We start from the raw sequence: 14,880 nt of genomic DNA, 5'->3' as shown, positions 1-14,880 counted from the left end.
TCATGACCCAATCACAAAAACTGCGCCCCATCCTGGCGCTCGATCTTGGCACTACCACGGGCTGGGCGCTTCGTGGCTTTGACGGGCTGGTCACCACAGGTACCGCGTCATTCAAGCCCGGTCGCTACGATGGTGGCGGGATGCGCTATCTGCGCTTCACCAATTGGCTCACCGAACTGGATCGGCTGAGCGGCCCGGTCGGCACGATCTGGTTTGAAGAGGTGCGCCGTCACGCCGGCACCGACGCAGCACATGTCTACGGCGGCCTGATGGCGTCGCTGACCAGCTGGGCAGAGCTGAGGGGTATTCCCTACGAGGGTGTGCCCGTCGGAACCATCAAGCGCCACGCCACTGGCAAGGGCAACGCCAACAAAGCCGCCATGATCGCGGCCGCCAAGGCTCGCGGTTTCAGCCCTGCGGACGACAATGAGGCCGATGCCATCGCGATCCTGCATTGGGCGATCGAGACGCAGGGAGGTGTGGCATGAACTATTTCCCCAAAGGCTACGGCGGCCAGCGCCGCTCACCCGAAGAGGTCAAGCGTGACGGCTGGCGCGAGCAAGGTGTGCTGGCGGTCTCGGTGGATGACCATCGCCTGACTTGGCCAGAACGCGAACTCGTCGAACAACTGGGCACCAAACTCTATGGGCCACGCCCCGTGGGGGAGGTCCGCCATGGGTGAGAAAAAGACATGGACCGCCGACGATGTCGCCGATCATTTCGAGGAAGCATTTCGCACGCTGCGCAAGCTGCCACCGGTCAAGGCGCGCGGGTATTTCAACGCATGGCCAGACATCGTGAGGTCTGCCCGAGAGATCGCGGCGATGGATCCGCAGCCGATGCGGGTCTGGCCGTCGGCCGCCGCCATCACCCGGCTAGAGCAGACCTTCGACTGGGTGCTCTGGATCGAGGTGGAGGAGCGCAAGCTGATCTGGTCTCGCGCCGCCCGCGTGCCGTGGAAGCAGATCAGCGGCGAGCTGGGCGTCGATCGCACGACGGCATGGCGCAAGCACAAGCTGGCCTTGACCAAGATCGCGTCGCGGCTGAATGTCTGAGCGACTCCAATATGTTGCAACACTTTTGTGTTCGACACATGCAACATTTCCGTGCTACCCGTAGGGCATGATGGGGAGAGTGCGTTGGAAGACGGCTCTCCCCGTTTTTCGTGGTGGATACCCTGGCGGCATCCGGAGTCCGCCGGGGTCCAATCGGCTAACCCACTGACTTTGCGGGTCCTTCCTGGCCCCAAACGTATACGGGCGGGCGAAGCGCGCAATATCGCTAGCGACAGGGCCGGTTTTTTGGGAAGCCACCCCAGCGGGCATCCACCCGCTACCTTCTGAAAACCACGACAAAACAAACCTTTGGCACTAGACACGCCCGGTGGCCGCTGGATCCCTCGTGGAGTCCAGGCTGGCCGCCGGTGTCCGGAGTCCACCCCAGTGAGGCGACCTGACGAATATGACCCTGAGCTTTGCCCCGGACGCGATTGAGACATGGCCGCTGGCCAAGCTCCAGCCTTACGCGAAAAATGCTAAGATGCATGGTGCGGACCAGGTCGCGAAGATCGCGGCCAGCATGGCGGAGTTCGGCTGGACTGTGCCGTGCCTGGTCGCCTATGACGGCGAGTTGATCGCGGGCCATGGCCGGGTCTTGGCGGCGACGCATCTGGGGCTGACCGAGGCCCCAGTGATTGTGCTGGGGCATCTGACCGACGCACAGCGCCGTGCCTACCGGATCGCGGACAACAAGCTGGCAGAAAGCCCGTGGGACGAGGCACTGCTCTCGGCCGAGCTGAACGACCTGCTGGCCGAGGACTACGATCTGTCGCTCATCGGTTTCGATGATGCGGAACTCGAGGCCCTGTTGGCCGGTGAGGTCGACCCTGAAACCGCAGCCCGCGAGGGTGAGGACGATGTTCCTGAGGCCCCGGAAACCCCGATCAGCCGCCCCGGGGATCTCTGGGTGCTGGGCAAGCATCGGCTGCTCTGCGGGGATGCGACGGTGGCAACCGACGTTGAGCGACTGCTCGGTGATGTGACACCGCTGCTGATGGTCACCGATCCGCCCTATGGCGTCGAATACGATCCGGGCTGGCGCAACAAGGCGGGAGCTGCCGCCACCAGGCGCACCGGCAAAGTGCTGAATGACGACCGCGCTGACTGGCGCGAGGCCTGGGCGCTGTTTCCGGGTGATGTCGCCTATGTCTGGCACGGCGCGCTGCATGCGACGACGGTCGCGGAAAGCCTCGAGGCCTCCGGCTTCAACATCCGGTCCCAGATCATCTGGGCCAAGGATCGCCTGGTGCTGAGCCGCGGCGATTATCACTGGCAGCACGAGCCCTGCCTCTATGTCGTGAAGAAAACCGGCAAGGGTCATTGGGCAGGCGACCGAAAGCAGACCACGCTCTGGCAGATCGCCAACAAGGATCAGGACGCGGAAACCGTGCACGGGACTCAGAAGCCCGTCGAATGCATGCGCCGACCGATCCTCAACAATTCCAGCCCCGGTCAGGCGGTCTACGAACCCTTCATGGGCTCCGGCACCACGCTGATCGCGGCGGAAACAACGGGCCGTGTGTGTTTCGGGATCGAACTGAACCCGGCCTATGTCGATGTCGCCGTGCAGCGCTGGCAGCAGTTCACGGGCCAGGCGGCCATGCTGGACGAAACCGGCCAGACTTTCGCCGACCTGACGGCCGACCCACGCTGAGGCGATGCATGACCTGGCTTTACATCCCTCCGGACGCGCTTCCGGAGCCGGAGATCTGTTCGGCCTCTCGCTCTGCTCTGGCGCGGGCGGGCTCGACCTCGGACTCGCCATCGCACTCCCCGGATATCGTGCTGTGGGCCATGTCGAACGGGAAACCTACGCCGCAGCCACTCTCGTGGCGCGGATGGAAGACGCGTCCCTGGATCAGGCTGTTGTCTGGGACGATGTTGGAACCTTCGACGGCCGCCCGTGGCGCGGCGCGGTGGACATCGTCACTGCGGGCTATCCGTGCCAGCCATTCTCGGTCGCGGGCAAGCGCCGGGGCGCGGACGACCCGCGCCACCTCTGGCCGCATGTCGCCCGCATCATCGGCGAGGTCGAGCCACCCTTCGTCTTCCTCGAGAATGTCGCCCATCATCTCCGCCTCGGCTTCCCCGAAGTCGCCACTGGACTGGTCGGCATGGGCTACCGCCTTGCGGCGGGTCTCTTTACGGCGGCGGAAGTCGGTGCGCCCCACAAACGGGAGCGCCTGTTCATCCTCGCCATCCGCGAGGGCGACGAACTGGCCGACCCCGCGCGCGTGCTCTGGCACCCGGTCGAGTGGCGACAACCGGACGGAGATGTTGCAGCTATGGCCGACGCCCCGCGCCAGTGCCAACGAGAACCGGCAGACGAAGCCGACGCCCTCGCAAGAAGCAGGCAAGCATGGGATGAACCTGGCAACGAGCGCCGCGATGTGGCCGACGCCACAGACCGACAGCTTCCGGAGCCGGGGCGGCGACCGGAAGCACGAGAAGGGTCTGGACGGCATGGCGCGGGACTGGCCGACGCCGATGGCGAACGACGGCTGCAAGCCGAGTGCTGGCAACCGCAAGACAGCGGATCTGACCCATGCCAGCCGCATGTGGATGACGCCCACCGCGCGGGATCACAAGGATGGGGCGACGACATTGGCGAATACGCCGGTGAACGGCCTGCTTGGCCGCCAGGTCCTGGTGACGCCGATGGCTGGGAGCGATACCTCCGAGCAGCGCCGGACCTTGAACCCGCTGTTCGTCGAGGCGCTGATGGGTTGGCCCACCGGGTGGACCGGCTTCGCCTCTGTGGCAACGGCGTGGTCCCCTTGGTTGCGGCGCATGCGATCAGAACTCTCGCGGCTCAATTGCTGGCCGATGGATGAGGACGCGGCATGAAGCAATCACGCCTCATGTCGCTTGCCGAAGCCATCGCCAACGTGGCGATTGGCTATAGCGTCGCGGTCGTCACCCAGATCCTGATCTTCCCGATCTTTGGGTTGCACACGACGCTGGCACAGAACCTGAAAATGGGCGCCATCTTCACCATCGTGTCGATTGCCCGTTCCTTCGCTTTGCGGCGCCTGTTCGAGGCAATCCGGTCACAGAACACTTGAGGTTTCCCAGACCACAATCTCGGTGTCCTCAATGTCGTTGATGGATTAGACTCGGGCTCAAGGGGAGGTTGCTACCAAGATGGCAGGTGGACAGGATCACTGGGACGAGGTCTACGGCGCGCGCTCGGAAGATGAACTGACATGGTTCGAAGCGACACCGACGGCGTCGCTCGATCTCGTCCGAACGCATCTGGAACCCGGCGAAGCGTTCATTGACATCGGTGCAGGCGCGTCGAGGCTCGTGGACGCGCTACTCGAGGCGGGTCTCGGCCCTCTCACCGTGCTTGATGTTTCCGGGGCTGCATTGGCGGTCAGCAGGCGACGCCTCCGTCCGCAAGGTAGCGAGGTCACCTGGATCGAAGCGGACATCACGACGTGGGAGCCTGAACAGGACTACGCGGTCTGGCACGACCGCGCGGTGTTTCACTTTCTGACCCGGGCCGGGGATCGTGCCGGTTACGGGCGCGCGATGTCCGAGGCCCTCCCTCCCGGTGGGATCGCGATCATCGCAACCTTCGCCGATGACGGGCCCGAAAAGTGCTCGGGGTTGCCGATTGTGCGCTACGCGCCCGAGGATCTGACGCGGGAACTCGAGCGTTTGCTTCCGGGCCAGTTTAAGACCATCGATGCCAAACGACATATGCACATCACGCCGAAGGGCAACCGGCAGAGCCTTCAGTACAGCGTGTTTCGGAAGGTGGGCCCCTGAGAGGAAAACCGCCGCCCCGGTTGGACGGCAGTCACCATCTTGTCGGGCATGGATGCGTCAGGCCGCAGGGAGTTTGTAAACGCGCCCCCGATCCTCGACCTTCTCCGAGGTCACCTCGAGCCCGAGTTTCTTCTTCAGCGCTCCTGCTATTGCCCCGCGCACCGTATGCGACTGCCAGTTCGTCGCGACCATGATCTCCTCGATGGTCGCGCCGTCCGGCGCGCGCAGCATGGCGATCAGGGTAGCCTGCTTGGTGCCCTCGCGCGGCGTCCGCGCCTTGGGTGCGGCCTCGATCTCGGTGGGGGTGTCTGGCGTGGGCTCCTCGGTCGGCGCGTCGGTCGCGCCCGCAGGCGCAGTGTCCGCGCTGTCAGTCTCAATTCCAATGGCGGCGAGCCCTGCGCTGGTGGCGATCAACGTGACGCCGTGGCAGTCGCCGGTCTCGCGCCAAACGTGCTCGCCGTTGCGCAGGTTTGCGTCGACCTCTTCGAGCAAGCCCTTGGCAAGCATGGCGCTGACCACCTTGGCGGCGGCTCCGCCGCGCAAGCTCTCGGGAAGTGGCAGGGCAATGCGGTCCTCGTTCTGGGCTGCGCGTGACAGGATGATCGTCTGGGTGTCGGAAAGCTTGGTCATGGGGTCGTCTCCGTGTTCGGACCGCGACCGTCGCGGTCTTCTACGACCCCAAGCCGCGCAGGGCGCGCGGCCGGAATTCGCGCGGAGGTCCGAGGTCAGATCAGCCCGAGATCCCGCAGGAGCGCTGCGGCTTCGGGCAGTCGGTCGGTGGCGACGTCGATTGCGATGGTTATGCTGTCGGCGGTGAGGCGCGCGGGAACGTTGGCTTCCTCGCGGAGCGATGCTTCGATTTCGTCGAGGACGGCCGGTATGCGGCTCGTATCCCAAGGCTCGTTGAGGCCGCGAATGGCGATGCGGATGGTGCTCGTTTCCATGGTGCTGGCTCCGGTCATTCCGCGTGCTCGCCTTCGCTGAAGGCGCTGTCGGTGATGCGCTTCAGGAGGCTTGCGTAATGCTCAAGGGTACCGACATGGCCCCAGTTGATCTCGTCGGGGTGGGCGTTGAAATGCTCGGCGCTGAGGCTTGCCAAGCGGGCGAGCATCTCGTCGATCTCGGCCTTCTTGCCGATGAAGGCGTTGAGTGCTGCCTTCTTGCTCCGCGCGGCCTTCTCGGCGCGCAGTTGGTGGCGGGGTGTGGTGATCGGGTTCAGGCGGGTCATGGTGGCGGCTCCGTGGTGAGTTGCATCGTTTTCGTGGAACCACGTTCGCTCTGGTTCGGAGGCTTATCAACACCATAAGCACATGATTTTGAATGATAATCGGAGCGCGCAATGGAGGGGCTGAGCGAGCGCCAATACGCTGCCCGCGTCGGCCTTTCACGCGGGGCGATCCAGAAGGCCAAGGCGACAGGGCGGCTGGTGCTGTACGGCGATGGCAGCATTGACGCGGTGGCCAGCGATGCCTTGCGCGCTGAAGCAACCGATCCGTCCAAAACCCGAAAAGCGCCACAGCCGAAGCTCAAACCCGTCCCCGAGGCGGCCGTATCCGCCGTTGGCGAAACCCTGCGCGAACAGGGAATGAATGCCCCGTCCATTGGAAGCGGCACCACCTTTCTGCAGGCCAAGACGGCCAACGAGGTGCTGAAGGCGCAGGAACGCCGTCTCCGGCTGCAAAAGCTGAAGGGCGAGCTGATCGACCGGGCCCGCGCGTTGTCGCTGGTTTTCCGGCTGGCACGGCAGGAGCGCGACGTCTGGGTCAACTGGCCGTCGCGAGCGGCGGCGTTGATGGCGGCCGATCTGGGCGTCGAGCCCGCCGCAATGCAGAAGGTTCTGGAGAAACATGTCCGTGCCCAGCTCGACGATCTTGCCGAGGTCAAACCCGATCTCCGGTGACACGGACGATGTGCTGGATTTCGACGGCGCGGCAGAGATCCTGCGCGCCTGGGGTGCTGGCCTCACGCCCGATCCGGACCTGACCGTGTCGGAATGGGCGGACCGGCACCGGATGTTGTCGGGGCGCGGGTCGGCCGAGCCGGGCCGGTATCGCACTGCGCGCACGCCTTACATGGGCGAGATCATGGATCGGCTTTCACCCGGCGATCCGACGCAGCGGATCGTCTTCATGAAGGCGGCGCAGGTCGGCGCGACCGAGGCCGGAAACAACTGGATTGGCTTTGCGATCCACCAGGCACCGGGCCCGATGCTGGCGGTCCAGCCGACAGTGGAATTGGCGAAACGCAACTCGCGGCAGCGGATCGACCCGCTGATCGACGAGAGCCCTGAACTGCGCGAACGGGTCAAACCGGCCCGGTCGCGCGACGCGGGCAACACCATGCTGTCCAAGGAATTCGCGGGCGGCATCCTGATCATGACGGGGGCCAACTCGGCGGTCGGGCTGCGCTCGACACCCGCGCGCTACATCTTCCTCGATGAGGTCGACGCCTATCCGGCCTCCGCTGACGATGAAGGCGATCCGGTCACGCTGGCCGAGGCACGGTCGCTGACCTTCGCGCACCGGCGCAAAGTGTTCTTGGTCTCGACGCCGACGATCCGGGGGCTGAGCCGGATCGAACGCGAGTTCGAGGCAAGCGATCAGCGGCGATTCTTTGTGCCATGCCCGCACTGCGGTCAGGAACAGTGGCTCAAGTTCGAGCGGCTGCGCTGGCAGAAGGGTCGTCCGGAAACGGCGGAGTATCACTGCGAGGGCTGCGACCAGCCCATCGCAGAGCACCACAAGACAGCAATGCTGGAGGCTGGCGAATGGCGCGCGACCGCTGTGGCCGCAGATCCGACCACGGTTGGTTATCACCTCTCGGCGCTCTATTCGCCGATCGGGTGGCTGAGTTGGGAGCGGATCGTGCGCGCATGGGACGCGGCCCAAGGGTCGGACGAGGCTATCAAGGCGTTTCGCAACACGATCCTCGGCGAGACATGGGTCGAAACCGGCGAGGCGCCGGACTGGCAGCGCTTGGCGGACCGGCGCGAGACCTGGGACGGAGGCACTGTTCCAGAGCGGGGCTTGTTCCTGACCGCCGGGGCGGACGTTCAAAAGGATCGCATCGAGGTTGATGTGTGGGCCTGGGGCCGCGGGCTGGAGAGTTGGCTGATCGATCACGTGGTCATTGAGGGCGGGCCCGGCGATCCGGGTTGCTGGCAGAAGCTGGCCAATTTGCTCGGCCAGACATGGGAGCATGCCTCAGGTCAACCGATGACATTGGCACGGCTGGCGATCGACACAGGCTACGAGACGAGTGCTGTGTATGCCTGGTCGCGACAGGTCGGTTTCGCGCAGGTGGCTCCGGTCAAAGGCGTCGAGGGCTTCAACCGCTCGAGCCCGGTCACTGGCCCGACGTATGTGGACGCGACCATCGCAGGCAAACGGCTGCGGCGCGGGGCGCGGCTTTGGACGGTCGCTACCTCGACCTTCAAGACCGAGACCTATCGCTATTTGCGCCAGGACCAGCCGACGCGGGAGGAAATCGAGGCTGGGCATCTTTGCCCGCCCGGAACCATCCATCTGCCAAACTGGGCGGACGGCGAGTGGTTGAAGCAATTCACCGCCGAACAACTGATCACGGTGCGCACCAAACGCGGCTTTGCCCGGCTCGAATGGCAGAAGCTGCGCGAACGCAACGAAGCTCTGGATTGTCGGGTCTATGCCCGAGCAGCCGCTTGGATATTGGGCGCTGACCGCTGGTCCGATGCGCGGTGGACTGATCTGGAGGCACAGGTCGGGATCACGGCGGAGGATATGGCTGAGGACGGGGCGGGAAACACCACGCCCGCTTCTCGGCGCGCGGGACCACAGCGGCGGACCGTGCGCTCAAGTTACATGAGGTGAAGGGGCTCGAAACGCAGGGTCATGTTGGCCGGGTCGGTTCAATGCAGGCAGCATTTCTTGAACTTCTTGCCGCTGCCGCAAGGACAGGGATCGTTGCGGCCAAGTTTGTCAGGTGTCTTTGTGAGGGCCTCTGTCCATGGGGCCACGCGCAAGGCGTTGTCAACTTTGCGGGTCTTCTGCTGGGCGAGAAACTCATCAGTATAACAGTGCCAATTCGACAACTCTTCGATGGCATCGGTGATAAGGGCTTTCTGGTAACGACGGTTTGCGGGAGAAACACCTTCGTTGAGGGTGGCCTCCAGATCCTCAAGGAAATGCCCGAAGTCGCAATACTCTCTCGGGATCAAGCCCTTGTCGAAAGCCTCGCGCACGGGTTCGGACATGTCCTCGAGCCCGAGGGCGGCAATGGCGTCCATCCAGCCGGTCAGGACGTCCGTGGGTAATTTGGGGCAGCGCTGGCGAAAGGTCCGGAAGTAATCCTCGATCATGTGGCGTTCTGCGGGGTGCTGTTGCGCGATCAAGACGAGAGCGTTGATCAGCGACGAACGCGCAAATTCATCTGCCTTCCTGTCCTCGATCGCGTCGAAAACGGGCTGCAGGTCACCGTCGAATGTTCCAGCGACGACGCGAAAGCTTGTTTCGGTGACAGCGTCCCCGAGGAGATGGTCGATGACCTTGGTAGGACGACGGAGCATCTGAACCAACGGGCGATAGGCACGAGGATCCTGCCATTCGCCCAGCATGTGGAAGATCGGAATAAAAGCCATCAGATCAGCGTCTTTCATCGCCGGGATAGGCTGATGTGCGAGGCGGGTTACGAGATCGACGAAGACTGGCGCCATTTCTTCGCGCCGGGTGCCTGCTTCGGCCATGGCGGTTTTCGGAAAAATGTCGGCGCGCGCGAGATCGCGCATGATTTCGGTCGGGGTCATGGTTTTGCCCTCACTCGGGATTCGGTTGGCTCAATGAAACATATTCGCAGGTCAGGTCAATTCAGATGCCGACATTGACGGAACTCCTTAGTCGCCGCGAGACCTTGGCTGTTCAGCGTTCCTCTGGCGTGGCGCGCGTCAGTTACGACGGAAAGACGGTGGACTATCGTAGCGTCGCGGAAATCGACCGGGCCATCGAGGCGCTCGACCGCGAGATTGCGACTGCAGAGGGACGACGGATCGTTCGGCAGGTGCGTGTAACGACGACGAAGGGGCTCTGATCCATGGGGCTGTTCGATCACTTTCGCCGCCGGGTCCCCGGCGGTCCCGCCGCCGTGTCCGCGCGTCTGGAAGGCGCTCTGGCCAAGCGACGCTTGCGGGGCTGGCAACCGCCGATGGAAAACATCAATTCGCTGGTCGCCTCGGGCGGCCCCCGCCTGCTGGCGCGGTCGCGCGAGTTAGTCGTCACCAACGGCTATGCCGCCAATGCCTGCGAGGCATTTGCGTCGAACATGGTCGGCGACGGGATCAAGCCGTCGTCGCTGATCGCAGATGCGGCGTTGCGTGACAGTGTTCAGCAGCTCTGGCTCGCATGGACCGACGAGGCTGACGCGGACGGTCTGACCGACTTCTACGGCTTGCAGGCCATGGTGGCGCGCGAGATGTTCGTGGCGGGCGAGTGCTTCGTGCGTCTGCGTCCCCGCCGCGCCGAGGACAGCCTGCTTGTCCCGCTGCAACTGCAGCTGCTGCAGTCGGAGATGCTGCCGTTCGAGAAGACCGAGACGGCGGCAAACGGCAATCGCATCCGCTGCGGCATCGAGTTCGACGGCATCGGTCGCCGGGTGGCCTATCACTTTCGGCGTCGCCATCCGGGCGACAGCACCGATCAGGGGGCTGTGATCCCGGAGACGGTGCGCGTGCCAGCCGAAGATGTTCTGCACATCTACCGCCCAATTGATGCAGGCCAGATCCGGGGCTTGCCTCATGTGGCTCCAGCCATGGTGCGGCTGTTTCTGCTGGACCAGTACGACGACGCTGAACTGGACCGGAAGAAAACCGCAGCGATGTTCGCTGGGTTCATCACCAAGACCGCGCCGGAAGACCCGATGATGGGTGAGACGGAGGCAGATCTCGATGGCACCGCCATTGCGAGCCTCGAACCCGGCACGATGCAGGTGCTGCTGCCGGGCGAGGATGTGAAGTTCTCGAGCCCTGCCGACGTGGGTGGTGGCTATGAGGCGTTTCAATATCGGACGCTCTTGTCGGTCTCGGCCTCGCTGGGGCTTCCCTATCATCTGGTCACCGGCGATGTGCGGCAGGCGAACTATTCAAGCTTGCGGGCAGAGCTGGTCGAGTTCCGCCGCCGCATCGGCCAGCTGCAACACGGGGTGATCGCACACCAGTTGTGTCGGCCGATCTGGCGGCGCTGGCTTGAGACGGCCGTGTTGTCGGGGGCGCTGGATATCGGCAATCCCGCCGTCGCGCGGCCGGTGCAATGGATCCCGCCACGCTGGGATTGGGTCGACCCGCTGAAGGACATCCAGGCGCAGGTGCTGGCGATGGAAGCGGGCATCACCTCGCGCCGCAAGGTGGTCGAGGCCACCGGCTATGACGTCGAAGAAGTCGACCGTGAGAATGCGGCAGATGCCAAACGCGTTGCTGATCTGGGTCTGAGCTACCGCGCGAGCCCCGGCGAAACGCAAGGCGCGCGGGCAACGCCCGCAGCGCGGCCAAATCCGGGTGATGGCACAGGCGAAGACACAGGCGACGGATCCGCCTCCACCGATCCCACCACCGAACAGGAGTGACGATATGACAAGCTGGTATGCGATCCGCGCCCGGGGAACAGGTGCGGAAGTGGCGATCTATGATGAAATTGGCGCCTTTGGGATTTCGGCGAAGGGGTTCCTTGCCGAACTCGGCGCACTGCCCGACGGGACGCCGGTCGATCTGCGGCTGAACAGCCCGGGCGGGTCAGTCTTCGATGCGGTCGCGATTTACAATGCGCTGAAGCGGCACGAGGGCACGGTCACGGTCTGGATCGACGGCATAGCCGCCTCGGCCGCGTCCTATATCGCCATGGCGGGTGACGAGATCGTCATGCCGGAAAACGCGTTTCTGATGATCCACGACCCATCGGGTCTGGCAATGGGCACAGCGGGCGACATGCGCGCCATGGCCGAGGCGCTGGACAAGATCGCGGGCAGCCTCGTTCGGGGATATGCCGCCAAATCCGGAAAACCCGATGACGAGATTAAAGCGCTGATGGCGGCTGAGACCTGGTTCGATGCGGCCGACGCGGTGGCGGCGGGTTTTGCGGACCGGCTGGCGGACCCTGTGAGGATGGCTGCACAGTTCGACATTGGTCGGTTCCGCAATACGCCGCCCGACCTCGTCAAGGCTGTGGAAGCCACTGGCCAGGAGGGTGTTCCGACCGAGGCGGAGGGCGATCCGGACGAAAGCGACCCAGAGACAGGCACGGACGCGCGCCGAGAGACCGACAGCATCCTGGACGACGATGTCGAACCTGCCGACAGCACCGGCGAGGCGGGCAGCGACGAAGCGCCTGTCGAGCCGGAAGGGCATGGGGTCACCGACGAGATGCCCAGCCCTTCGGATCCCGCCCCGGCTCCGGATGGTGCACTGCCCGATGCCGCCGCGATCCGCGCCGAGGCGATCAGCCATGCCCGCGCTGTCGTCGATCTTTGCCGCCTTGCGGGCCAACCACAGATGGCTGGGCGGTTCCTCGAACAGGACGCCAGTCTCGACGAGGTGCGCATGGCCCTTCTGGCGGCAAAAGCCGAGGCCGAACCCGAAATCACTGCCCATCACCCTCAACCCGGCCGGAGCACGACAGCCCGTCCTTGGGGCGAGATCGTCGCCCGCACCTTCAAGCTGAAAGGATAACCACGTGACCACGCTCACCGAGACCACCCATTCCGGAGGCTTCCTCGTCTGGGAAGCCTTCCGCGACTACACCCGCGAAACCATCACCGTTGCCTCCGGCACGCTCGATCCGGGCACCGTGCTGGGCAAAATCACTACGTCTGGCAAATACGCTGCCCATGATCCCGCCGCCGTTGATGGCACGGAAACCGCCGTGGCGGTGCTCTGGGGCAAGTCCGACGCTGCGGGCGGCGATGTGCCAGCCGTCGCGCTGGTCCGTGGCCCCGCCGTCGTCAATCGCAACGATCTCGTCTTTGTCGGCACCCCCAGCGAGGGCGAGATCACCGCCGCCCATGCCGCGCTGCTGGCGGTCGGCATTCTCGTCCACTGATCAAACCCTCAAAGGAGGCATTCCCATGACCACCATGGATATCTTCGAAGGCGATGCCTTCACCATCATCGAACTCACCCGTGCTCTGGAAAACATCCCCTTCAAGCCCGCGATCCTGTCGGGCGCGAGCCTGTTCTCGCCGCGCGGCGTGCGCTCGCGCACCGTCGTGATCGAGAGCCGGGACGGCACACTGTCGCTGATCCCGTTCTCCGAACGCGGCTCGGCGGCCGAGCAACAGGTGCCAGAGCGTCGTGACATGCGGGCCTTTGTCTGCCGCCAGTTCAAGAAGCAGGACGTGCTCTGGGCGTCTGAAATTCAGGGCATCCGCGACTTCGGCTCGGAAAGCGCCACCCAGCAAGTGCAAAGCGAGGTCGCCCGCAAGCTTGGCCGTTTGCGCCAGGATGCAGAGGCGACGTTCGAATATCACCTCCTGAACGGCATTCAGGGTATCGTGAAGGATCCCAAGGACAGCGCCACCGTGATCAACTACTTCACCGAGTTCGCCATCACGCCCGCCACCGAAATCGACTTCGATCTCGACAACGCGACTCCGGGCTCCGGGGCGCTGCGCAAACGCTGCCAGGCACTGATCGAAAGCGTCGAGGACAGCATGGGCGGGCTCGCGGCCGGGGCTGTGCAGGTCCGCGCTGAATGCGGGTCGGCCTTCTTCGCTGATCTCATTGCCCACAAGGAGGTGCGCGAGACCTATCTCAACACCGCCGCAGCTGCCGATCTGCGCGGCCGGGTTGCTGACGAGGTCAGCTTTGGCGGTATTACATTCCGTCGCTACCGAGGTGGGGCTGGCTTCGGTGTGCCGACCGACAAGGCCTTCTTCTATCCCGAAGGAGTCGAGGGGCTCTTCGAGATCTACCATGCCCCCGCCGACACGTTCGAGACGGTCAATACTCTGGGACTGCCGCTCTACGCCCGCACGATCCCTGACCGGGACCGCGACGAATGGGTGCGGCTCGAAATCGAGAGCAACCCGCTGCCGATCTGCACCCGGCCGCAGGTTCTGCGCTCGGCAAGGCGAACCTGATGTCTGCCTTCGACGCCGCCGTCGACTTGCTATTCGCCGACCCAAACATCGGGCGAGAGGCGGTCTACACCTCCGATGGCGGCGCGCCCATGCTGGTGCGCGTCGTCTCGCGGCAGGCTGATGCGATCACCGACTTCGGCGATACACGGCTTTGGTCGGAAACGACCCGGATTGACCTGCGTATCGCTGAGGTTCCGACCCCGCGTCCGGGCGACCGCTTGGAAATGGACGGCGATGCCTTCCTCATTCAGGGCGAGCCCGTGCGTGACCGCGAGCGGCTGGTTTGGACCGTTGATCTGAGGCCCGCGTGAGACTGAAGCTCGACATCGATTCCGACATCGTCGCGATGATGGCGGCCGAGGTCGCGGCGGGCGAACACGCGGTGACGGCCGCTATGCGTGAGGCCGGGACCGGACTCAAGACCGCCTGGCGCACTCAGATCACTGGTGCGGGACTTGGTCGACGGCTGGCAAATTCTATCCGCAACCAGAATTTCCCGCGGTCGGGCGAAAGCCTCGACGCGGCCGCTCTGGTCTGGTCGAAGGCCCCGGTCATCGTCGGCGCGCACGACACCGGCCCACTGATCCGCTCGAAGGACGGGTTTTGGCTGGCGATCCCGCTGCCTGCTGCAGGCAAGTCTATACGCGGCGGTCGGATCACACCCGGCGAATGGGAACGGCGGCGCGGGCTACGCCTGCGGTTCGTCTATCGACGGACGGGCCCGAGCCTGCTGGTGGCAGAGGGGCGGCTGAATACGAAGGGTCAAGCTGTCGTGTCACGCTCGAAGACCGGGCGCGGCAAAGTCACCGCGCCGATCTTCCTGCTTGTGCCGCAGGTGAAACTGTCGAAGCGGCTGAACCTCGCGCGGGATGCAGACCGTGCGTTGGACAGCGTGCCGGGGTTGATCGTGGCGAATTGGGTGGAGGGGAGCAGTTGGCGATGATGAGGCTCG

20 protein-coding genes and 1 pseudogene are annotated in these 14,880 nt (G+C 64.5%); 17 read left to right on the top strand and 4 right to left on the bottom strand.

The features are described 5' to 3' along the window. Nucleotides 1–2: 2 nt before the first annotated feature. The 8 genes and pseudogenes from AC13C2_RS07480 (at nucleotide 3) to AC13C2_RS07445 (ending at nucleotide 4,832) form a co-directional block, all read left to right on the top strand. A complete protein-coding gene (locus AC13C2_RS07480) occupies nucleotides 3–488 on the top strand; it encodes a hypothetical protein (RefSeq protein WP_474522111.1) in 486 nt (161 codons plus the stop codon). Then, the gene (locus AC13C2_RS07475; RefSeq protein ID WP_474522112.1) at nucleotides 485–682 is read left to right on the top strand and encodes a hypothetical protein; all 198 of its coding nucleotides are present in this window, start codon (nucleotides 485–487) and stop codon (nucleotides 680–682) included. The genes AC13C2_RS07480 and AC13C2_RS07475 overlap by 4 nt, the downstream gene beginning before the upstream one ends. Then, complete coding sequence (locus AC13C2_RS07470; RefSeq protein WP_474522113.1) at nucleotides 675–1,055, top strand: DUF6362 family protein; 381 nt, start codon at nucleotides 675–677, stop codon at nucleotides 1,053–1,055. Before AC13C2_RS07475 ends, AC13C2_RS07470 begins: the two co-directional genes overlap by 8 nt. A gap of 406 nt (nucleotides 1,056–1,461) precedes the next feature. Then, on the top strand, nucleotides 1,462–2,712 hold the full coding sequence (locus AC13C2_RS07465) for a site-specific DNA-methyltransferase (RefSeq protein ID WP_482886398.1): 1,251 nt from the start codon (nucleotides 1,462–1,464) through the stop codon (nucleotides 2,710–2,712). A 4-nt stretch (nucleotides 2,713–2,716) separates the two neighbouring features. Further along, nucleotides 2,717–3,217: pseudogene (locus AC13C2_RS07460) on the top strand (DNA cytosine methyltransferase); the annotation flags it as partial. A 205-nt stretch (nucleotides 3,218–3,422) separates the two neighbouring features. After that, nucleotides 3,423–3,905, top strand: a complete 483-nt coding sequence (locus tag AC13C2_RS07455; protein WP_482886523.1) for a hypothetical protein — start codon at nucleotides 3,423–3,425, stop codon at nucleotides 3,903–3,905. Further along, a complete protein-coding gene (locus AC13C2_RS07450) occupies nucleotides 3,902–4,123 on the top strand; it encodes a DUF7220 family protein (protein WP_482886397.1) in 222 nt (73 codons plus the stop codon). The genes AC13C2_RS07455 and AC13C2_RS07450 overlap by 4 nt, the downstream gene beginning before the upstream one ends. Nucleotides 4,124–4,202: 79 nt before the next feature. Further along, nucleotides 4,203–4,832: a class I SAM-dependent methyltransferase gene (locus AC13C2_RS07445; RefSeq protein WP_482886396.1), complete on the top strand. Its 630-nt coding sequence runs from the start codon at nucleotides 4,203–4,205 to the stop codon at nucleotides 4,830–4,832. 57 nt (nucleotides 4,833–4,889) lie between these two features. Here AC13C2_RS07445 and AC13C2_RS07440 read toward each other — a convergent pair whose 3' ends face one another. The 3 genes from AC13C2_RS07440 to AC13C2_RS07430 form a co-directional block, all read right to left on the bottom strand. After that, complete coding sequence (locus AC13C2_RS07440) at nucleotides 4,890–5,462, bottom strand: DUF3489 domain-containing protein (protein WP_482886395.1); 573 nt, start codon at nucleotides 5,460–5,462, stop codon at nucleotides 4,890–4,892. Nucleotides 5,463–5,557: 95 nt separating this feature from the next. Continuing rightward, nucleotides 5,558–5,776 carry a hypothetical protein gene (locus AC13C2_RS07435; RefSeq protein ID WP_482886394.1) on the bottom strand — a complete coding sequence of 73 codons (219 nt, stop codon included), beginning with the start codon at nucleotides 5,774–5,776 and terminating at the stop codon, nucleotides 5,558–5,560. 14 nt (nucleotides 5,777–5,790) lie between these two features. Beyond that, nucleotides 5,791–6,060, bottom strand: a complete 270-nt coding sequence (locus AC13C2_RS07430) for a hypothetical protein (RefSeq protein ID WP_482886393.1) — start codon at nucleotides 6,058–6,060, stop codon at nucleotides 5,791–5,793. A 111-nt stretch (nucleotides 6,061–6,171) separates the two neighbouring features. On the opposite strand from AC13C2_RS07430, the gene AC13C2_RS07425 reads away from it, so the two are divergent. Both AC13C2_RS07425 and AC13C2_RS07420 read left to right on the top strand, forming a co-directional pair. Then, nucleotides 6,172–6,732, top strand: a complete 561-nt coding sequence (locus AC13C2_RS07425) for a hypothetical protein (RefSeq protein WP_482886392.1) — start codon at nucleotides 6,172–6,174, stop codon at nucleotides 6,730–6,732. After that, complete coding sequence (locus tag AC13C2_RS07420; protein WP_482886391.1) at nucleotides 6,680–8,680, top strand: phage terminase large subunit family protein; 2,001 nt, start codon at nucleotides 6,680–6,682, stop codon at nucleotides 8,678–8,680. The genes AC13C2_RS07425 and AC13C2_RS07420 overlap by 53 nt, the downstream gene beginning before the upstream one ends. Before the next feature lie 38 nt (nucleotides 8,681–8,718). On the opposite strand, the gene AC13C2_RS07415 is transcribed toward AC13C2_RS07420, so the two are convergent. Continuing rightward, nucleotides 8,719–9,612, bottom strand: coding sequence for a DUF1186 domain-containing protein (locus AC13C2_RS07415; protein ID WP_482886390.1), 894 nt, complete (start codon nucleotides 9,610–9,612; stop codon nucleotides 8,719–8,721). A 65-nt stretch (nucleotides 9,613–9,677) separates the two neighbouring features. Between AC13C2_RS07415 and AC13C2_RS07410 the strand changes: the two genes are divergently transcribed. Genes AC13C2_RS07410 through AC13C2_RS07380 form a run of 7 tightly spaced genes read left to right on the top strand, consistent with a single transcriptional unit; the run spans nucleotide 9,678 to nucleotide 14,871 of the window. After that, nucleotides 9,678–9,893: a phage head-tail joining protein gene (locus tag AC13C2_RS07410; RefSeq protein ID WP_482886389.1), complete on the top strand. Its 216-nt coding sequence runs from the start codon at nucleotides 9,678–9,680 to the stop codon at nucleotides 9,891–9,893. 3 nt (nucleotides 9,894–9,896) lie between these two features. Continuing rightward, nucleotides 9,897–11,420 (top strand): phage portal protein, encoded by a 1,524-nt coding sequence (locus AC13C2_RS07405; RefSeq protein WP_482886388.1) that lies wholly within the window; start codon nucleotides 9,897–9,899, stop codon nucleotides 11,418–11,420. 4 nt (nucleotides 11,421–11,424) lie between these two features. Continuing rightward, nucleotides 11,425–12,519 carry a head maturation protease, ClpP-related gene (locus tag AC13C2_RS07400; protein WP_482886387.1) on the top strand — a complete coding sequence of 365 codons (1,095 nt, stop codon included), beginning with the start codon at nucleotides 11,425–11,427 and terminating at the stop codon, nucleotides 12,517–12,519. A gap of 4 nt (nucleotides 12,520–12,523) precedes the next feature. Further along, nucleotides 12,524–12,889 carry a head decoration protein gene (locus AC13C2_RS07395; protein WP_482886386.1) on the top strand — a complete coding sequence of 122 codons (366 nt, stop codon included), beginning with the start codon at nucleotides 12,524–12,526 and terminating at the stop codon, nucleotides 12,887–12,889. A gap of 25 nt (nucleotides 12,890–12,914) precedes the next feature. Further along, nucleotides 12,915–13,928 carry a major capsid protein gene (locus AC13C2_RS07390; RefSeq protein WP_482886385.1) on the top strand — a complete coding sequence of 338 codons (1,014 nt, stop codon included), beginning with the start codon at nucleotides 12,915–12,917 and terminating at the stop codon, nucleotides 13,926–13,928. Further along, nucleotides 13,928–14,239, top strand: a complete 312-nt coding sequence (locus tag AC13C2_RS07385; protein ID WP_482886384.1) for a head-tail joining protein — start codon at nucleotides 13,928–13,930, stop codon at nucleotides 14,237–14,239. Before AC13C2_RS07390 ends, AC13C2_RS07385 begins: the two co-directional genes overlap by 1 nt. Continuing rightward, nucleotides 14,236–14,871, top strand: coding sequence for a DUF6441 family protein (locus AC13C2_RS07380; RefSeq protein ID WP_482886383.1), 636 nt, complete (start codon nucleotides 14,236–14,238; stop codon nucleotides 14,869–14,871). Before AC13C2_RS07385 ends, AC13C2_RS07380 begins: the two co-directional genes overlap by 4 nt. Nucleotides 14,872–14,880: the final 9 nt, after the last annotated feature.

The organism is Jannaschia sp. L-14R (assembly GCF_056857695.1).
The sequence above is the reverse complement of the archived record's forward strand: the minus strand, read 5'-3'. Positions and strand labels throughout refer to the sequence as shown.